This window comes from Pectobacterium sp. 1950-15, assembly GCF_037136835.1.
GTDB lineage: Bacteria > Pseudomonadota > Gammaproteobacteria > Enterobacterales > Enterobacteriaceae > Pectobacterium.
Genome location: NZ_JBBBQR010000004.1, coordinates 32,434 through 49,304, shown reverse-complemented (window position 1 = coordinate 49,304; position 16,871 = coordinate 32,434). Strand labels below are relative to the sequence as shown.

14 protein-coding genes and 3 pseudogenes are annotated in these 16,871 nt (G+C 48.1%); 8 read left to right on the top strand and 9 right to left on the bottom strand.

Features of this window, described 5'->3' with window-relative positions; genetic code table 11:
• Positions 1-28 precede the first annotated feature (28 nt).
• Positions 29-709 (bottom strand): annotated as a pseudogene (locus tag WCT94_RS06025) (site-specific integrase); the annotation flags it as partial.
• Between WCT94_RS06025 and WCT94_RS06020 the strand changes: the two are divergent.
• Complete coding sequence (locus tag WCT94_RS06020) at positions 676-1,764, top strand: hypothetical protein (RefSeq protein ID WP_336868541.1); 1,089 nt, start codon at positions 676-678, stop codon at positions 1,762-1,764. The pseudogene WCT94_RS06025 and the gene WCT94_RS06020 sit on opposite strands and share 34 nt — an antisense overlap.
• 194 nt (positions 1,765-1,958) lie before the next feature.
• Here WCT94_RS06020 and WCT94_RS06015 read toward each other — a convergent pair whose 3' ends face one another.
• The 3 genes from WCT94_RS06015 to WCT94_RS06005 form a co-directional block, all read right to left on the bottom strand.
• On the bottom strand, positions 1,959-2,969 hold the full coding sequence (locus tag WCT94_RS06015) for a DUF4062 domain-containing protein (protein ID WP_336868539.1): 1,011 nt from the start codon (positions 2,967-2,969) through the stop codon (positions 1,959-1,961).
• Positions 2,970-2,998: 29 nt separating this feature from the next.
• Positions 2,999-3,379: a helix-turn-helix domain-containing protein gene (locus WCT94_RS06010; RefSeq protein WP_336868536.1), complete on the bottom strand. Its 381-nt coding sequence runs from the start codon at positions 3,377-3,379 to the stop codon at positions 2,999-3,001.
• A gap of 103 nt (positions 3,380-3,482) precedes the next feature.
• Positions 3,483-3,914, bottom strand: coding sequence for an Arc family DNA-binding protein (locus WCT94_RS06005; RefSeq protein WP_336868535.1), 432 nt, complete (start codon positions 3,912-3,914; stop codon positions 3,483-3,485).
• A gap of 119 nt (positions 3,915-4,033) precedes the next feature.
• On the opposite strand from WCT94_RS06005, the pseudogene WCT94_RS06000 reads away from it, so the two are divergent.
• Positions 4,034-4,129, top strand: a pseudogene (locus tag WCT94_RS06000) (Arc family DNA binding domain-containing protein); the annotation flags it as partial.
• A 108-nt stretch (positions 4,130-4,237) separates the two neighbouring features.
• Positions 4,238-4,543: a hypothetical protein gene (locus tag WCT94_RS20815; protein ID WP_442955480.1), complete on the top strand. Its 306-nt coding sequence runs from the start codon at positions 4,238-4,240 to the stop codon at positions 4,541-4,543.
• Here WCT94_RS20815 and WCT94_RS05995 read toward each other — a convergent pair.
• Positions 4,481-4,843 (bottom strand): annotated as a pseudogene (locus WCT94_RS05995) (LPD1 domain-containing protein); the annotation flags it as partial. The gene WCT94_RS20815 and the pseudogene WCT94_RS05995 overlap by 63 nt on opposite strands.
• Before the next feature lie 16 nt (positions 4,844-4,859).
• Here WCT94_RS05995 and WCT94_RS05990 point away from each other — a divergent pair.
• Complete coding sequence (locus WCT94_RS05990) at positions 4,860-6,449, top strand: LPD38 domain-containing protein (RefSeq protein WP_336868534.1); 1,590 nt, start codon at positions 4,860-4,862, stop codon at positions 6,447-6,449.
• Between the two features lie 982 nt (positions 6,450-7,431).
• On the opposite strand, the gene WCT94_RS05985 is transcribed toward WCT94_RS05990, so the two are convergent.
• Complete coding sequence (locus WCT94_RS05985; RefSeq protein ID WP_336868532.1) at positions 7,432-7,704, bottom strand: hypothetical protein; 273 nt, start codon at positions 7,702-7,704, stop codon at positions 7,432-7,434.
• Between the two features lie 530 nt (positions 7,705-8,234).
• Here WCT94_RS05985 and WCT94_RS05980 point away from each other — a divergent pair.
• The 3 genes from WCT94_RS05980 (at position 8,235) to WCT94_RS05970 (ending at position 9,303) form a co-directional block, all read left to right on the top strand.
• Complete coding sequence (locus tag WCT94_RS05980) at positions 8,235-8,420, top strand: hypothetical protein (protein WP_336868531.1); 186 nt, start codon at positions 8,235-8,237, stop codon at positions 8,418-8,420.
• Between the two features lie 33 nt (positions 8,421-8,453).
• A complete protein-coding gene (locus tag WCT94_RS05975) occupies positions 8,454-8,789 on the top strand; it encodes a 2Fe-2S iron-sulfur cluster-binding protein (RefSeq protein WP_336868529.1) in 336 nt (111 codons plus the stop codon).
• A 223-nt stretch (positions 8,790-9,012) separates the two neighbouring features.
• The gene (locus WCT94_RS05970; protein WP_336868528.1) at positions 9,013-9,303 is read left to right on the top strand and encodes a putative hemolysin; all 291 of its coding nucleotides are present in this window, start codon (positions 9,013-9,015) and stop codon (positions 9,301-9,303) included.
• Positions 9,304-9,335: 32 nt separating this feature from the next.
• Here WCT94_RS05970 and WCT94_RS05965 read toward each other — a convergent pair whose 3' ends face one another.
• From WCT94_RS05965 to WCT94_RS05955, 3 genes are all read right to left on the bottom strand, one after another.
• Positions 9,336-10,328: a 2-hydroxyacid dehydrogenase gene (locus tag WCT94_RS05965; RefSeq protein ID WP_336868527.1), complete on the bottom strand. Its 993-nt coding sequence runs from the start codon at positions 10,326-10,328 to the stop codon at positions 9,336-9,338.
• A 119-nt stretch (positions 10,329-10,447) separates the two neighbouring features.
• On the bottom strand, positions 10,448-12,001 hold the full coding sequence (locus tag WCT94_RS05960) for a methyl-accepting chemotaxis protein (protein WP_336868525.1): 1,554 nt from the start codon (positions 11,999-12,001) through the stop codon (positions 10,448-10,450).
• 342 nt (positions 12,002-12,343) lie between these two features.
• Entirely contained in the window at positions 12,344-13,897 is a 1,554-nt protein-coding gene (locus tag WCT94_RS05955; RefSeq protein WP_336868523.1) for a methyl-accepting chemotaxis protein, read from the bottom strand.
• A gap of 371 nt (positions 13,898-14,268) precedes the next feature.
• Here WCT94_RS05955 and WCT94_RS05950 point away from each other — a divergent pair, with 371 nt between their 5' ends.
• On the top strand, positions 14,269-16,860 hold the full coding sequence (locus WCT94_RS05950) for a YdbH family protein (RefSeq protein WP_336868522.1): 2,592 nt from the start codon (positions 14,269-14,271) through the stop codon (positions 16,858-16,860).
• The last annotated feature ends 11 nt before the right edge of the window (positions 16,861-16,871 follow it).

The window sequence follows — 16,871 nt, the reverse complement described above, 5'->3', positions numbered from 1 at the left end:
GTAAGGGGCACCAAAGGGGCAAAACGATTCACAGCGCGAGTTTCCGATTCAGCATGCCAACCTGATCTTCATTCATGTCTTCAATCCATTTCCCGTAGATTTCGTACACCATTTGCGCGTTCTCATGTCCCATTTGGCTCGCAATAAACGAAGGGTTTGCACCTGCCGAGAGTAACCAGCAAGCATAAGTATGGCGCGTATGGTACGGATTACGGCGACGAATACCAGATCGTTTTACAGCGGCGTTCCACAATGGCCCTATAGTGGCGCATGCGTAACTGATTTTTTGTTCACCATTACATACTCGTGGTAGAAAAACGAAACGTAAACGCTGAATTTCAGTAAGGCCATATTCTCTGTGGTGATAGACAATATCGTTGGTACGCTTGCTACCTGTGATTTTCATTTGAGACTGAAGTGCTTCCAGGGCTGGTTTAAGCAAGGTGACTGTACGGATACCAGCCTGAGTTTTAGGCGGGCCAAAGTGCCCGAGGATGGTTAAATTACGTGAGATATGGATAACACCTGCATCTAGGTCGATATCTTCCCAGGCCAATGCAGCTAACTCACCATGGCGTAGCCCGGTGTAAACCGCCAATTGCCATAGGTTCTTGCTTTGCCCCGACAAACTACCGATAAGCTGGTCAAACTCATGCTTAAGCAACGGATCGGGGCGTGGGCGGCTTTTTTGTAGCTTCTTTACAGGCTCAGAGCAATAACCTGGCACAACAGCGGTTTGATTTTCAGGTGAACGAACAAAAGCGGAAAGAACGTCTGGATTCTGAAACCCCTATAGCGAAAGCAGCGTGGGATCGTCTTGGTGCAGGAATTTATGACGATGAATCTTTGCGCCTTATGAATATGATATCTGACGATAATCCGCTGAGTCCGAAACGGTTGTTTGGTCCGGATAAAATCCAAACTGTCAGAGACATCAACATGCTTATGCCAAAAGTAAATGATGGTTCCATAGCCTATGACGACCCTGCGGTAATTCGTGTCGGTAATACGGTTCTCTCCGATTTGATTCAACGAAATGTTGGTGAAACCGATCCCCAGACGGGCAAAGTAATTAAAAATAAAGAGTTGGCACATTGGGGCTTAACAGAAGATCAACGAGGTATTATTCCAACGTTGAAAGTAACATATGGTGATGGCTCGACAGCAATGAAACCAATGACGAAAAATGGTTCGTCAGACGAACGAGACGATGGAGTTGCTGCTATTCCGGTTGAGAAGTTGTATGAGCGTATTCGTGGCTACAGCCAAATGGTGGGGGCTGCAAATGATCCACGACTGGCGCAGTTCATGAATAGTATCGTCAACCCGCCAGATAAGACAGCGGTACGAGAGGAAGCAAAAGGGCTGCGTAAAGACTTGCTGGATGTTGGCAAGGCGAGAGCGAAGGCTCTGGCTGATCCAATGGCGCAAGATCCGCAGACTGCGGCGGGGATTAACTCACAATACGACCAGTTGGAACAGCAGGTGAGAGATTCATATGGGCAGCCTCAGCAGCAGCCGAAAGCAAAGGATGACAGTGGGTTGCAGCAATGGGCAGCAGGCGATCAGGGCAAAATTGCATTTGCTCAGAAAGCTATAGCTATGGGGGTGCCAGTCTCCTCATTGAGCGCTGAGCAATTGGATACTAAGTATTTGCAGTATACGAAAGGAGCGAAGTCGTCTGCCGATGCTGCTGTAGCCAATCAGTTGAGGCAGTCGCAAACTAGTCAGCCAGCGCATCCACCGTATTATACTGGGAAGTAAGTGGTTAATTTCTTTGATTTAAGATAATTTAACTAAAATTTGGTAAATAATGCATTTTAAATTATTAATAACACCAGGAATTACCTGTTAAAATAAGTTGCGCAGATGGTTTTTGCCAAAATTGCGCAATGATTTAAAAGTCATAAGATATATTAATAACGTCATCTATCTTGGGGGGAGATGGTGAAAATATATTATTTTTCTTTAACGTTATTTTCTAATTTTTTTCTTCTTATGTAGGTAGTAAATTCTTTTCCGTACTTAGAGAGGGATAGATATTTTTCTTTGTCTTTAATTGCATGTTTTTTCTTGGATGGCTCTATAAGCTCTAAAGCTGATATGTCAGCCATTATTTCGTTGAATTGGTTCAATGAAATAGGGTGGGCGATGTCTATGATTGATTGGTTCTTAGATAAATACATTGCGATCAATATTCTTGTTTCTTTTTCAGAATACTCACTAATCATGAATGGAGAGAGCCAAGTGAATATTGTATATAAATCAGAGTTATATTTCTTGCAGTCCCTCCATTCTTGGTCTTCTTTTTCTTTTACAGGTATTGAGAGTTTATTGGCTTTTAAGATGTCAAAGGTTTTTTGGAATGATTCTTTAATGTTATTTTCTTTACTTATTTTTATCTTAAGTGTTTCATTTTCTTTTCTTAACTCATTTAACTCTGATAAAACTTCATTTGAAGCTATAGTATTAGCTCTGACCCAGCCGATAGCCGGAAAGGTTGTTATTGTTTTATTGAGGCTAACGGAAACCAAACCTGGTATTTCATCTTTTGAATTCCAAAATTTAACCAGTCTTCCATTACATACTTTATTTCTAAACTCTTCAAGTTTGTCTGCAATATCTGTTTTTGATTCTGTTTTAGCTTTAGTAAGAGAATTTATGTCTTTATGAACTAGAGCTATAACTTTTATCCCTTTACTAACAGCATAATCATACTCCATCTCGGTATAACTAAGCTCAGTGTCAGGAGAAATACTCCCATACTTACCAGCAACCAAAATGATATAATAATCGCTATCGTCAATTACCTTTTTGATGAAATCAAACTGTTCTTGATCTATGGCTGGGAAGTGTTCCATTCCTGCGGGAATGCAATCCATTTCCATTAAAGTCTGAGTGATGCGCTGCCGTTCTTCAACTAAATCTTTATAAGTTGAGCTAACAAATACTTGGTATCTTTTATTCATGATTGCCCTTGAGGTATATGTAGATATTATTATTTTTTCTTTTCTTGATTCATGCTGAATATCATAACTTCTCTCATGTATTCATGAGGTTTTAAACCACGCTTTTGAGATTCATTATTAATGATTTCGGCCAAACTTTCAGGGAGGTAAACTGTGAACTCAGTTTCACCTTCTGGATTTGGTTCTTGAATCATATCTTTGGTGTCGCCGTAGGCAAGCCATGAGAAAGGAACCATGAGCCCTTTAGCCAACTTAGCAATAACGTTTGCCCGAGGTTCGTTGATACCTGCTTCGTAGCGGGAAATTTGAGCGGCAGCAACCCCTGATTCTTTAGAAAGCTGTTCTTGCGACCAGCCCAACTCAGCTCTGCGTTCGATGATTCTTGATATCAAAGTGTCTTTTTTAGTCATGATGGGTGTTTAGGTGCATTGGTAAGTCGAGTTTCATTACATAAGATTAATAGAAACTCATCCAAAGATTAACACAACGTCAGGTGGTTATTTTGTTGGTCATTTACCCAGGGATTTCCACCAGAAAGCCTTCGACATCCCAAGATGTTTCTCCAATGATGTATCCCAATTCTTTTAGGCGGTTAAAAGTTGGCTGGAATACTGAATTAAAGTCATCATCATTAAGGCCTGCAAGATCAAGGTCATCTAGGTCAACATTGAAGGTTGTGTGTCCGATACGTATCTTTTTGTTAATCTCAGCAAAAGTTCTTTTGAAGATGATGCCGGAGAGTTCCTCTTTGGCCTTATTCACAATCTGAATGGCATCTTTAGCCGAAATTATTTCATCAGTAGGGATTTCGTTCAGAAAACTCACATCTAGCCTTTGAACTATTTCAGCATTCAGTGACCGGCTGTTTGCTTTTGCTGACTCTTCAATTTTTTCTTTTAATTCAATCGGCAGCCTGATTCTAAACTGAGGATCTTCTCTGCTCATTGTGAGTCCAAATTAGCGTAAAAATGAGATTTATAGAAGTATGCCCCACCGTGTGCTTGACTTCAATGACGCACGGTGTGACAGTTTATTCGTCACGCCGTGGGGCATTCGGGGGAAGGGTGCAAAAAGCTAAAGATATGTATCAACGTAAAATTCGCTTCCCAGAAGAGATATGTCTGGAGATTCAACGTAATGGCGAGAAACAGTGCCGCCAAGCCATGGTGCGCAATCACTTCATGACGCAACTTGGCACGTAGTTCACGGGCGTTTGCGATGTTGTCCGCGATGACGATCACACGGCTCAGCTCTGGCTGGTAAATGGCATGAACTGTGCCGAATTCCGCAGGAATGCCGTTAGGTATCATCGCGGCGGCTTCGGCCTGCGTCTGCACCGCTTTCACTTTAATTTTGGCCGCTCCGTTAAGGTGGGAGACAAACCCATCGGCGGCCAACTGTACGCGGTCGCGCAACATGCCAGTTTCAGGCTTACTACCATCACGGCTAAAGCTACCATCGTGAATGATGTTGCCGCCGCCAATATCAGCCCCAGAAACAGAAACGCCCCCAGATTTGGAGGCGTTTTGGCGGGAGTAGAAAGCTGTTCCCTTATCAGTTTCTTTGGTCTTTAGCGTTAGGAAGAGTTTATCGAACGCCTCGCGAATACCGCCATCCAATTCCGCATTCGTTGGATAAGCATAGCTTTGCGGATCTGCATGCTCATCTGCCTTTCGGATATTAACCAGGTAATCATTGCTTATGCCTTTCGCTTGGGCTTTATCCAGCACGTAGCGTTCGAAAGAACGGGCGGAAAGCTCGACTACCGTAGACCAGTAAGACTTGCTGCGGGAAGCATCGAGTGTCTGAGCACGCTCAATCATGCCGCTGTTGTTAATGGCCTGCATTGCGCCCTTAAAAGCGTCGAACACCTCTTACCGAGCCTTCACGATGATCGACTTGGAGCGTAGTAACTCTCTGTTCATGCGAGCTGCGCGACAGGCCAAGCGCGTGTTAACGATCGGCACCACATCAATGCCAGACTTCATCATCCGTAACTTTATGCGTGATGCTATCCATTCATGGGCGATAAATAAGGACGGGTTCAAACCTGCAATTTCCTCATGGCAGGGGCTGAAGAAAGCCATGCGCACAGATGATACGCTGGTGGATATGATGTTTGCTGGCGCTACGTTCGGTGGTGGCTACTCCAATGTTTACGATCCAGCGGGCACCGCTTCCAGTATCCGTAAGGTGCTGCGGCGCAAGGGTTATAACGATAGCCAAATCCGTGAGTTTGAATCATCGATTGTGCGTAATAGCAAAGAGGTGATGGATAAAATCGGTGCAGGATTGGAGAAATACCAGAAAGTCAGTGAAGGGGCGGAGAACGCTAACCGAATCGCTACTTACGATGCGGCGCTAAAGGCAGGAAAGAGCAAGGCACAGGCTGCCTTTGAATCTCGCGATCTGATGGATTTCAGCATGCAAGGTTCCAGCGGCCTGGTAATCGCGCTGTCTGATATGGTGCCGTTCTTCAATGCGCGTTTGCAGGGCATGAGCAAACTTGGCCGCGCAATTAAAGAGGATCCGCGAGAAGTTCTGAAGCGAGGCGGCTATATTGCGGGGTTATCGCTAGCGCTGCTGGCGTTGAACTGGGACGATGATCGCTATGAGGAGCTACCTGATTGGGATAAGGACGCCTACTGGCATGCATGGATTGGCGAACAGCATGTTCGCTTCCCGAAACCGTTTGAAATTGGCCTGATGTTCGGCACGTTGCCAGAGCGTTTTGTCCGCACGCTGGGTGGCGCTGATACGCCTGAAAAATTCGGCAAAGTCGTTGCACATAACTTCTTTGAAACGATGGCATTCAACCCGATACCGCAGGCGACCCGACCGATTCTGGAAACATTCGTTAACTACGATTTCTTCAGGGGCGGACCGATTGAGAACATGGCCGATAGTAACGTGATAGCCGGCGCTCGTTATAACGATCAGACCAGCTTGTTGATGCGTGAAATCGGCGGGGCTGCGAATCTTTCACCTAAGATGTTAGATCACATCATCACTGGGTACACCGGCACGCTGGGTTCGTACATTCTGGGTGCGACGAATATTATCATGCGCAACATGGGGGATAGTGGTACGTCACCGTCGCTGCGGCTGGATGAAATGCCCGTTATTAAAGCATTCGCCCGTGGTGCCGATCCTGCGAAGTCTACTCAATTTACTGAGGACTTTTACCGTATGATGACGGAGGCCAACCAGATAAACAGCACGATTAATGATTATCGGAAACAGGGGAAGCTGGGTGAGGCTAACGAGCTGCTGCAAGACAACCGTGAAAAACTATCGCAGCGCAAGGCATTCACGGCAACACAAAAGCAGGTGAAGCAACTCAATGACCAAATCGAGCTAACCCGGATTGATCGTATCTTAACGGCAGACCAGAAGCGGGAACGTATTGATCGCCTGATGGGTAAGCGGAACGCGCTGGTTCAGCAGACCGTGAAGCGGATACATCCGTATTTCGACTAATCAGATTACTTCAACCAACTCCTGATACACATAACGAGTGTCAGAAGTAACAGAAAACCGGTAATGCCCAGAATGATGCTGGTCGTGCTATCCAGGTGCATTCGGCACTTACCGGTTATCAGGCATGCGCCAATGATAAATGGCACTGAGAATATCGGATGTACCAGCACCATAACGGCGGCAAAAATCAGGCAAATAATGAAGGCAGTAGATGACATATTTATCCTTAAATGTCGGTGGCAAAAAAGGGCAAAACAGAGAGAAAAGGGCAAGAAAGGGGCAGTTTATGGGGTGCAAAAGGTAGCTTGTGGTAATAAGTTTATTTATCTAACACCATGAAATATAAATAAAATATAGATGTTTCAGTTGTTTATATTTCAGGGTGAAACTTGTTGCGGTTGTATTGCTGTTTCTGATTAATCTGTTGATTTTCTGACATTTTTATCTGTGCTCGTTGCAAAAAGCGTTGCGGATGGAAAACGGTTCAGCGCAGACGCCAACACGGTCTGCATGATCATGGCGTGTATGGTACGGATTACGGCGACGAATACCAGATCGTTTTACAGCGGTGTTCCAGAATTACCCGGTGAGTGAGGGGGAATCACTACTTTGACTCACTTTTTCACAGGGATAACAGCAAAGCACAACCTGCATTCTGTTTGGCTGTACTCGTGACATGAAGCCATTTTTGGCAACGGTGTCGCTTATGACTATCCTGATAGAGGAGTGTTCACCAAGAGAGGAAGATATCATGAGTAAAGGCGCATCAAGAGGAGCATCGTCAAGTCACCCTCAACAGGGAGGGAATTGGCCCAGCACAACCGGAAATCCATCGGGTGGTAATAGAGGTAATGCTCCTTCATCCTCAGGCGGAAATTCAGGCAAGGCAGGAGGCGGTTCTGGCAAAGCAGGGAAGTAGAAGATATAAAACCACGCTACGGCTAGTGAGTTAAATCCACTAGCTGTAGCGTTATTTATTGCGTTATTGCGGCAGGACTTCTTCAATTTTAGTAATGTGCGCATCGCCGCTCAGCGGCTTATAAATATGAATTTTGACAATTTTTAGCGGGGATTCTGGGGTTGTGACCGTGCCTTTCGTCAGGAACGAGTAATTCGTCCCGGATACTACCTGTGTTGCAACAAACAGCGGTGTGTAAGCCACCCCCAGCAAATGTACGGTAGATTTAAAAAGTGATTTATCAGCATCATTCAAATCACGGAAAGCAGTCCATCCACCAGAAAGTTGATCTGACATTATTTCACCTCATTTAATTTGATTGATAATGTATTGCTATGTTGCCCTATTAGTCTATTCACAGGGCAGTGAAATGAGACTAGGTTGTTTAATTTTCTTTGGCAAGGAGGAATGCTATTTTCTTTATATAAATAAGATGAAATTATATCAAAAAATAAAATAAGGGGGATAGATGTCTTCCCAGTGACGAATATATTTAAAAGTCAGGTTTGTAATCATTGAAATTATCGCATATAAAATTATATTTATTGATATAAGTATCAAGAATACTATGCAGCAAGCCATCGACGTAACCACGTTACGTTCTGACTGAACGCTGTTCCCTTTTCCCTCCCCATGATATTGCCATCGAAGGCTGTCGTAAATTTCTACTGCCGCTTGTTTGCTCGTTAATGCAAGCCGAGTCGTACTCAGTGCTGACCAAAAAATCATTGGGTTAGTAAAGTGCTTTAAAATAATAAAATAGGTATTAAACGTAATATACCTCTTGCGCTGTGACAGCTGCCATTGGCTGAGCGGAAATTTCCACCATGCTCACGAATCAATTTAATAAAGAGGGAAAAATGGAAAAAGAAATCAATGAACGTTTGAAGAATGAACGTGTGTCAGAAGAAATTAATAAAAAAGAGGAGGGCGCTGATAAAGAGCATCGCGCCGATGACTCAAATAAAAGACGGCCAGGGTGCAATCGCGCGAAGTGTTTCTGTGCGCGATGAAATAAATTTTCACTATTAAAAAAGGATGCAGAAATGGCGGTTTATAACGTTAGAGATTTAACTACGGGGGCTGTAATTCAAGTTCCTGATGACGTGTGTATTTTAGATGCATTTGAAGAGGAGGGGGTCAATTTACCCTACTCATGCCGTGCTGGAGCATGTTCTTCATGTGTTGCGCTACTGATTACCGGTCTCGTCGATCAGTCGGATGGCTCATTCCTAAGTGATAAGCAAAAAGTTAAATTTATATTAACATGCTCTGCGTATCCTCAAAGCGATTGTGTTATTCGGACATATGCAGAAGCTCTTCTGGATGATGAAGAAAAAGCAGATCAAGTCTTCTTTGACGACTGGCAGAGATGGAACTGATTGCGGATTTTTTAAACTTGGATCTTTAAAATGGAAAAATATGTCCCCTTCACGAAGAAGGGGACATTATCAAATTTTATCTTTTCCCGATCACCCGCATTGAATCCTGTGTTGTCATCACGAGGTGTGATAGATATAGTCCTTGTCTGAAAAATCTATTCGATAAGTGTTGATGCCAAACGTGGTGTCAGAACTTTCGCTCCACCCGATCCGAGGCCAAAACATGAAATTATTGCCATGGCTATGTACTGCCGCTGTGTTGTTGCTGGCAGGATGCAGCAATCATAGTGAGAACGCTGCCGCTGCCCAGCAAGGTGCCACGCAAGATGATGATAAAAACGCCGTCGTGTTACTGAAAAGCAGTTCTCCGGTTGACGTCAACTGTACGCTGATTGGCGGAACGATGGCGATCTCCCGACAGTTGGACGGTGCGAGCGTAGGGGCCTGCCAGTTAGCCAATGGTAAGCGCTGTAGCGAACAGTCGCTGATGAATGGAAGCTGTCCGGCGGGGTAAGTGTGCGGCAGTCAGCACTGCCGCAGGAAAACTTAAGATGTAACCAGATTTGCACAAGGCGCGTTCTGGCTGATGTCTTTCAGGTTCTGGAGCGTGGTTTGTGAAATGCTGATCAGCGCTTCTTCCGTCAGGAATGCCTGATGTCCGGTAAACAGCACGTTGTGGCACGCGGATAAGCGGCGGAAAACATCGTCCTGAATCACATCGTTGGATTTATCGGCAAAGAAGAGATCGCGCTCGTTTTCATAAACATCCATACCCAGCGCGCCAATTTTCTGTTGCTTCAATGCGTCGATAGCCGCCTGTGAGTCGATCAGTCCACCACGGCTGGTATTGACGATCATGACGCCGTTTTTCATTTGCGCAAAGGCCGTCTGATTCAGCAGGTGATGATTCTCCGGCGTCAGCGGGCAGTGCAGGGAAATGACGTCCGCGTTGGCATACAGCGTTTTCAGATCGACATACTCAGCCCCTAATTCCAATGCCTGTGGGTTCGGATAGGGATCGAAGGCCAGCAGACGCATGCCAAAACCTTTCAGGATACGCATAGTCGCGATGCCGATTTTTCCGGTGCCGATAATGCCCGCCGTCCGGTTGTGCATATTGAACCCAATCAGCCCTTCCAAAGAGAAGTTCGCGTCGCGAGTACGCTGATAGGCACGATGAATGCGGCGGTTAAGCGTCAGCATCAGGCCGACGGCGTGTTCGGCGACGGCCTCAGGGGAATACGCGGGAACGCGCACCACACTGATACCCAGTTCCTTAGCGGCTTCCAAATCGACATTGTTAAAGCCTGCGCAACGTAGCGCCAGCGTTTTAATGCCCATCTCTGCCAGTTCGGTCAGCACTTCACGACCACCGTCATCGTTCACAAAGATGCAGACGGCCTGACTGCCCGCCGCTGTTTTGGCAGTGCGCGACGTCAGCATGAAATCAAAAAATTCCAGCTCATAACCAAACTGCTGGTTGACCTGTTCCAGGTATTTACGGTCATACTGCTTAGTGCTGTAAATTGCCAGTTTCATTGATAGTTTCTCCGAAAAATCCTTAGATTAAGCTATCAGAAAATAGGGCGGTGACAAACCGTTACCTGACTGACAGTAACGGTTTGAAATTGAGGGGCAATAATAACGTAAGAACGGGGTTAGCGAGGTGTACTGAAAACCGACACGGCTTCGGACATTGTGGAGATCTGCTGTTCTAGGCTGTTAATGGCAGAACTGGAATGTGTCGCCAAAATGGTGTTCTGGCGCGTCAATTCATCAATGTTGTTCACCGCCGAGTTAATCTGCCCCAGTCCTTGCGATTGCTCTTGTGTCGCCAGGCTGATTTGGTTCACAAGCTGAGTAACCTGCTGCACCTGCATCAATATATTGTGCATCGACTGGCTGGTGTGGTTGACCAATTTATCGCTGGTATGAATGTTCGCGATTGTGGCGTCGATAATCGCCGCGATATCTTTGGCGGCAGCGGCGCTACGCTGTGCCAGAATACGGACTTCTCCCGCGACCACAGCGAAGCTCTTGCCCTGTTCTCCCGCGTGAGCGGCTTCGACTGCCGCATTGAGCGCCAGAATGTTGGTTTGGAACGCCAGATTATCCAGCACGCTGATGATGTCGGTGATCTCTTTGCTGGAGCGGGTCATGACCGCCATTGTATCCGTGACCTGACTCACCGCTTTCTCACCAGCATCGACGGCCTGATTAGCATCGTTCGCACAGCGTGTTGCCAACTGCGAAGCAGAGGCGTTGCTTTGAATCGTCGCCGTCAGCTCTTCCATTGATGATGCGGTGGATTGCAAACTTTGTGCGGTATCTTCACAGCGCTGGCTCAGCGTGTAATTCCCGGAGGCGATCTCGCCGCAGGCGTGGCGCAGTTCGGCTAGCTTGCCGTTGACATCATCGACAAACGTGCGGAAATTCATGCCGGATTGATTGACGGCACGTAATAACATCCCCACTTCATCCACGCGATTAAGTTGAAACGAGTTATCTGCCTGCCCGGATGCGGAATTAATGGCCTGACGTAGAATTCTTTCCAGTGGTTTTGCTAAGTGCTGAACTAATAGTTCACTGGTTATGGCTGCGCCAGCGAGTAACGCCAAAGCAAAAATTAATAGCGGCGTTGTGGGTTGAAGCGTCGCAAGTAAGAAAAGTAGCGCGAATAGCATGAAAAGGAATATATAGCTTCTTATCCGCCAGCGTACGGGAATAACGTTAAATAAGCTAAGAAATTTTAGCGCGCCTTTATAAATCAGCAGTCCCTGAAAGAGTTGGCGTTTTTTTAATTTATTCTCATTCATTTGGCGGTAAAGTGCTTCCGCTTGCCGAATCTCTTCCTGCGAACTCCGAGTTCGTACCGACATGTATCCTGTTATTCTCCCGTCCTTCATCAGCGGCGTTGTACTGGCTTTGACCCAATAGTAATCGCCATTCTTGCGGCGGTTCTTGACGACGGCTGTCCAGATTTTACCTGCCTTTAGCGTTGCCCACATGTCGGCAAACGCCTGCGGGGGCATGTCCGGGTGGCGCACGATATTGTGAGGTTGGTGGAGGACTTCCTCAAAGTCGTAACCACTGGCATCAATAAAATCGTCATTTGCATAAGTGATATGACTATCGATGGTGGTCACCGACATTAGCTTGGCTTTTTCATCTAATAAATACTGAATATCACTGACCGGAAAATTCTTACGCATTTATTGATCCTTTTAGTATAAGCAAGCATACATATGATGTTTTTAGATCTATTAGCGAACGGAAAGGCGGTTGATGCTATTTAATTAACGGCAATATTGGCGAAATAATTAGCGGGTAGACTTATATATTGTCACTAATATCGCCCGTTATTTTTTCTTCGGGAAAGTAGTTATCTCCCCCAAATCGTGACAAACGCATGTGCCGATGACCAAAAGCATTCACTTGTTAAGTATATTATGAGTCTGGGAATTTGCACTGCGGCTAACGCACGCTGGAGAGCGGGTAAATGGTGAGAAGAGGTGGCGACGGGCGCCCTGATATGAACGCCCGTGAGAATGAGATTAGCGGGAAAGACTGAAGACGGATGCCGCCTGTACCATGCTCGATATTTGCTGTTGCAGATGATCGGTAGCCGAATGTGACTGACTGGCCAGTGCGGTATTCTGGTGCGTGAGCTCATCGATGCGGTTCACCGCTTCATTGATTTGTTCCAGCCCCAGAGACTGTTCCTGCGTTGCGAGGCTGATCTCATTCATCAAGTTGGTGACGTGCTGAACCTGAAGCAGAATATTGCTCATGGATTTGTGTGTATGCGAAACCTGCTGCTCACCGGTACGGATACTATTCAACGTTTCATCAATAATGGTTGAAATATCGCTGGAAGAGGAAGCGCTGCGTTGTGCCAACGAGCGAACCTCACTGGCGACCACGGCAAAGCTTTTACCCTGTTCGCCGGCATGTGCGGCTTCAACGGCGGCGTTCACGGCCAGAATATTGGTCTGGAACGCGAGATTATCCATCACGCTGACGATATCGGTAATGCGTTCGCTGGAACGCGTGATCGTCTCCATTGTATCAGAGACCTGGCTGACGGCCTGCTCGCCAGAGTTCACCGCCTGATTCACATCCTGCGTATATATCGAAGCCTGAAGTGAGGCTTCCGCATTGCTTTTTATCGTTGCGGTAAGCTGTTCCACGGAAGCGGCCGTTTGTTGCAGGCTTTCTTCCGTTTCCTCGCAGCACTGCGCCAACGTATGGTTGCCTTGCGCGATTTCATTACAGGCGTTTTTCAGCTCGCTCAGATTGGTGTTCACATCATCCACGAAGGTGCGGAAATTCATACCGGACTGGTTTACTGCCCGCATTAGCATGCCAATTTCATCCACGCGATTAAGCTGCGTCAGGTTATCTGCTTGTCCGGCCGCGGAACGCATGGCCTGAGACAGGATTTGCTCGATGGGGCGGGCGACATGGTGCACCAGAAGCTCGCCACTGACAAAACAGCAGGCGATGAGCAGCGGAAAGAGGACGGAAGCCAATGCCGTTCCCGCCAGCAGGGAATAGGCGGCGATCAATGGGATCAGGCTAAAGAGCAGAAAATAGCTGCGGATGCGCCAGCGCAGCGGCATGGTTTTAAACAGGCTCAGAATACGCAATGGGCCGGTATAAATGAGCAGGCCGTGATGGAAGGTACGGTATTTCTGTTTCCCTTCGTTTGCACTGGCGTAGAGTGCTTCAGCCTGACGGATTTCTTCGGGCGATGCGGCAGTGCGCACTGACATGTACCCGGAAATCTCCCCACCTTTTCTCAATGGCGTGGTGCTGGATTTTACCCAGTAATGGTCGCCATTTTTACAGCGGTTTTTCACAATCCCCGTCCAGATATTGCCCGCCCGCAGCGTTTTCCACATATCCGCGAAGGCGGCTGGTGGCATATCCGGGTGTCGGATAAGATTATGGGGCTGCCCCATTAACTCATCGGTGCTATAACCGCTGACGTCAATAAAATCTTTGTTTGCGTAGGTAATATGGCTTTCTGGCGTGGTGACCGACATCAATCTGGTTTTTTCAGAAAGAGGGAGCTGGCGATCGGTGACAGGGGTGTTATTACGCATGAAGCAGTCCTTGATATGCTGTGTCCGAATACTGATTTAGCTGAGGTATACCCACGAAGATGAATCAGCGGATAGCGGTAATGGTTCAGGTTGCTCATTGTTTTTTTAAGGCGAGTCGGGCAGAAGGAGATAATCCTGATATTCACCCGGAAACGCTTTGTTCATGATGAGGTAACGCGATTCATTACAAAATATAACCTCAATTAAACATTTTACCACGAAAGGGTAATGAGCATGTACGCACAATGGTGGTAAATGTGAGTTGGATAGGATTGTTTGTTAACAAAAAGAGCGATTTGTGAATGAATAATCGACAAGGGCATACAGGACGGATTTTTACCGCAATTGAACAGGATGCTTAACTCTCGCTAATGATTAAAAAACATGCACTTCCAGCTGTTTTTCTGCTTACCGCACTGCTGTTTCTTTCTTGGCGAACACTGCCGCAGTGGCTGCCGCGTATCGCCACAATCTGGCTACCGGCGGAGATGTCTTTGTCTGTGAGTGGGACACCTGGCTGGCAGGACGGTGGGCTACATAGCGCGGGGGTCAGCATTATGGTCGGGGAATGCACGCTCGTTGACGTACGGAATATGACGCTGCGTTGGCATCGCTGGCGCTGGCATGTCGATATGGATGCCGTGACATTAAACAGCGACTGCCTGCAACATGTGCCAGCAAGTAGCCGTTCCGAGTCCCCAGCACAGCTGGCGCAGTGGCAACAGCGATTGCCTGCTGCCGATATTCAGATAAAAGCGTTTACGCTGCTGCCCTGGCAGGATTATGCCGGGCAGGTGCGACTCAGTAGTGACGGTAAACGGCGACAAAAGCTGGATTATCAGGGCGATCAGTTGGTGGTGAGGGCAGAGCTGAATGAGGCACAGCTGACCTTGCATGAAAGTATGCTCGCCACGCCCGCGGGATTCGTACGCTTACAGGTTAGCGGTGAGATGACGCTGGCCGATACGCTGGATGCGGCTCCGACACAGGGACGGCTGACCGGAAAACTGGACTCAGGGCAGACGCCGGATCCGCTTTCGCTCCTGCTGGACTGGCATAATCAGCAAGGTGAATTGGTGCTGAATGCGGCGCATGATGACACGCCGCTGATATCGCTGCCGTGGCAACTGACGGATGAGGTTATCCAGGTGACTAACGGCATCTGGCGCTGGCCTTATGCCGATCAGCCGCTCTCTGGGCACGTCGCCATGACCTTACAGCATTGGCGGCAAGGGCTGGATGCCACCACGATTAATGCGCGTTTGAACATGTTGACGCAAGGACATAACGGCAAGGCGAACGCCGTGCTGGTGCTGGGGCCGGGCAATATTGGTCTGCTCAACAGCGAATTGCGCTTTCAGCTTACCGGGCAGGCTAATTTACCGGCGCTCTCCCTGACGGCGACGCTACCGGGGGTGTTGCAGGGCTCGATTCTCAATCCTGAGCTTGCTCTTTTACCGGGGGCGCTGCTGCGTGCCTGGGGAACGCCTGCGCCGCAGGTTTATCTGGAAGAGGCTCGCTGGCCGCTGGCGGGCGTTCGGGTCAGTGCGACTGGCGTGAATGGGCGACTACAGGCGATTGTAAAGGCGCGGGAGGAATATTGGGGGCGCGTTAACCTGCACCTTGATGGTCAGGCGCAGGATTTCTGGCCGGATCAAGGGCAGTGGCAATGGCGTTATTGGGGCAATGGTCACCTGCCGCCGCTGAAAGGTCAGTGGGACGTGGCCGGGCGAGGCCAGTGGCAGGACACCCTGATTGAAGTCAGTCAGCTGTCGAGTGGCCTGGATCAACTGGGTTATGGCATTGTGACGGTGCACCAGCCTCGGCTGACGATTACGGAGCCGATCCGTTGGCAGCGCGCCCGTTCGGGCGAATATTTTCAAGGGGCGCTGCAACTGGCCTCAGAGCGGACGCATTTCAGCAACGGTGGCTATCTGCCGCCGTCGTGGTTAACGCTGGCGATGCAGGGGCGTAGCCCAGATGATTTCCAGCTACAGGGGCAGCTACAGGCCGAAGATATTGGCCCGGTGAGGCTGCGCGGGCGCTGGGATGGCGAGCGACTGCGCGGTGGTGCATGGTGGCCGACACAGCCGCTTAAAGTGTTTCAGCCTCTGCTTTCCCCACAGTTGAAAATGAACATTCGCGCCGGGCAGTTTTACGCACAGGCGGCATTTTCCGCTGCACGTAAAGAAGGGGTCAGCGCGGGCGGACATTGGGTTGTGAAAAATGGCGGCCTGTGGCTACAGGATGGTGAAGTCAGCGGCGTAAACTTTGTCCTGCCTTACCGCTTGAAAGATCAGCGCTGGCAACTGGGCGTCAGACAGCCCGTTACGTTGCGAATTGACGTACTGGATAACCTGTTTCGCATGAGCAATATCCGCGTCGATCTCCAGGGGTTTTACCCGTACAGCGAACGACGACCGCTGATTATGTCGCAGGCGGATATGGACGTATTGGATGGGCATATCGGGCTGTCGACGCTGCGCTGGCCACAGCGGGAACCCGCGTTGTTTACCGTTAAAAGCGTGGATCTCAGCGAACTGCTGACGGTGTTGAAGCAAAAGCAATTTGCCCTGTCCGGGCGCGTGAGCGGCACGCTTCCGTTGAATTTTAATCATCCGACCATGTTGATTGAAGGTGGGCGAATTACCAATGATGGCTTCCTGACGCTGCGGCTGGATAACCAACTGGCTGATGAGCTCGCGAGTAAAAATCTGGCGGGCGGTGCGGCGATTGGCTGGCTGCGCTATCTCGAGATAGGACGTTCCTATGCCACGCTTGATCTGAATAATCAGGGTGAACTGGCATTGACCTCGCAGGTGCAGGGGAAAAATCCGCAGCTCAGTGCGAATCGACAGGTTATTCTTAACTATCGCCATCAGGAGAATATCTTCCAGCTATGGCGCAGCTTACGTTTTGGCGATAACTTGCGGGATACGCTGGAACAGCAGGCAAATGAATAAATTCAAGGCAG

What these genes read in the sequence shown, in the direction of transcription:
- WCT94_RS05965 (WP_336868527.1), bottom strand. Translation starts at nt 10,328, where the DNA reads ATGAAACTGGCAATTTACAGCACTAAGCAGTATGACCGTAAATACCTG.
- WCT94_RS05950 (WP_336868522.1), top strand. Translation starts at nt 14,269, where the DNA reads ATGATTAAAAAACATGCACTTCCAGCTGTTTTTCTGCTTACCGCACTG.
- WCT94_RS06015 (WP_336868539.1), bottom strand. Translation starts at nt 2,969, where the DNA reads ATGAATAAAAGATACCAAGTATTTGTTAGCTCAACTTATAAAGATTTA.
- WCT94_RS20815 (WP_442955480.1), top strand. Translation starts at nt 4,238, where the DNA reads ATGAACTGTGCCGAATTCCGCAGGAATGCCGTTAGGTATCATCGCGGC.
- WCT94_RS05985 (WP_336868532.1), bottom strand. Translation starts at nt 7,704, where the DNA reads ATGTCAGATCAACTTTCTGGTGGATGGACTGCTTTCCGTGATTTGAAT.
- WCT94_RS05975 (WP_336868529.1), top strand. Translation starts at nt 8,454, where the DNA reads ATGGCGGTTTATAACGTTAGAGATTTAACTACGGGGGCTGTAATTCAA.
- WCT94_RS06010 (WP_336868536.1), bottom strand. Translation starts at nt 3,379, where the DNA reads ATGACTAAAAAAGACACTTTGATATCAAGAATCATCGAACGCAGAGCT.
- WCT94_RS05990 (WP_336868534.1), top strand. Translation starts at nt 4,860, where the DNA reads ATGATCGACTTGGAGCGTAGTAACTCTCTGTTCATGCGAGCTGCGCGA.
- WCT94_RS05980 (WP_336868531.1), top strand. Translation starts at nt 8,235, where the DNA reads ATGCTCACGAATCAATTTAATAAAGAGGGAAAAATGGAAAAAGAAATC.
- WCT94_RS05960 (WP_336868525.1), bottom strand. Translation starts at nt 12,001, where the DNA reads ATGCGTAAGAATTTTCCGGTCAGTGATATTCAGTATTTATTAGATGAA.
- WCT94_RS05970 (WP_336868528.1), top strand. Translation starts at nt 9,013, where the DNA reads ATGAAATTATTGCCATGGCTATGTACTGCCGCTGTGTTGTTGCTGGCA.
- WCT94_RS05955 (WP_336868523.1), bottom strand. Translation starts at nt 13,897, where the DNA reads ATGCGTAATAACACCCCTGTCACCGATCGCCAGCTCCCTCTTTCTGAA.
- WCT94_RS06005 (WP_336868535.1), bottom strand. Translation starts at nt 3,914, where the DNA reads ATGAGCAGAGAAGATCCTCAGTTTAGAATCAGGCTGCCGATTGAATTA.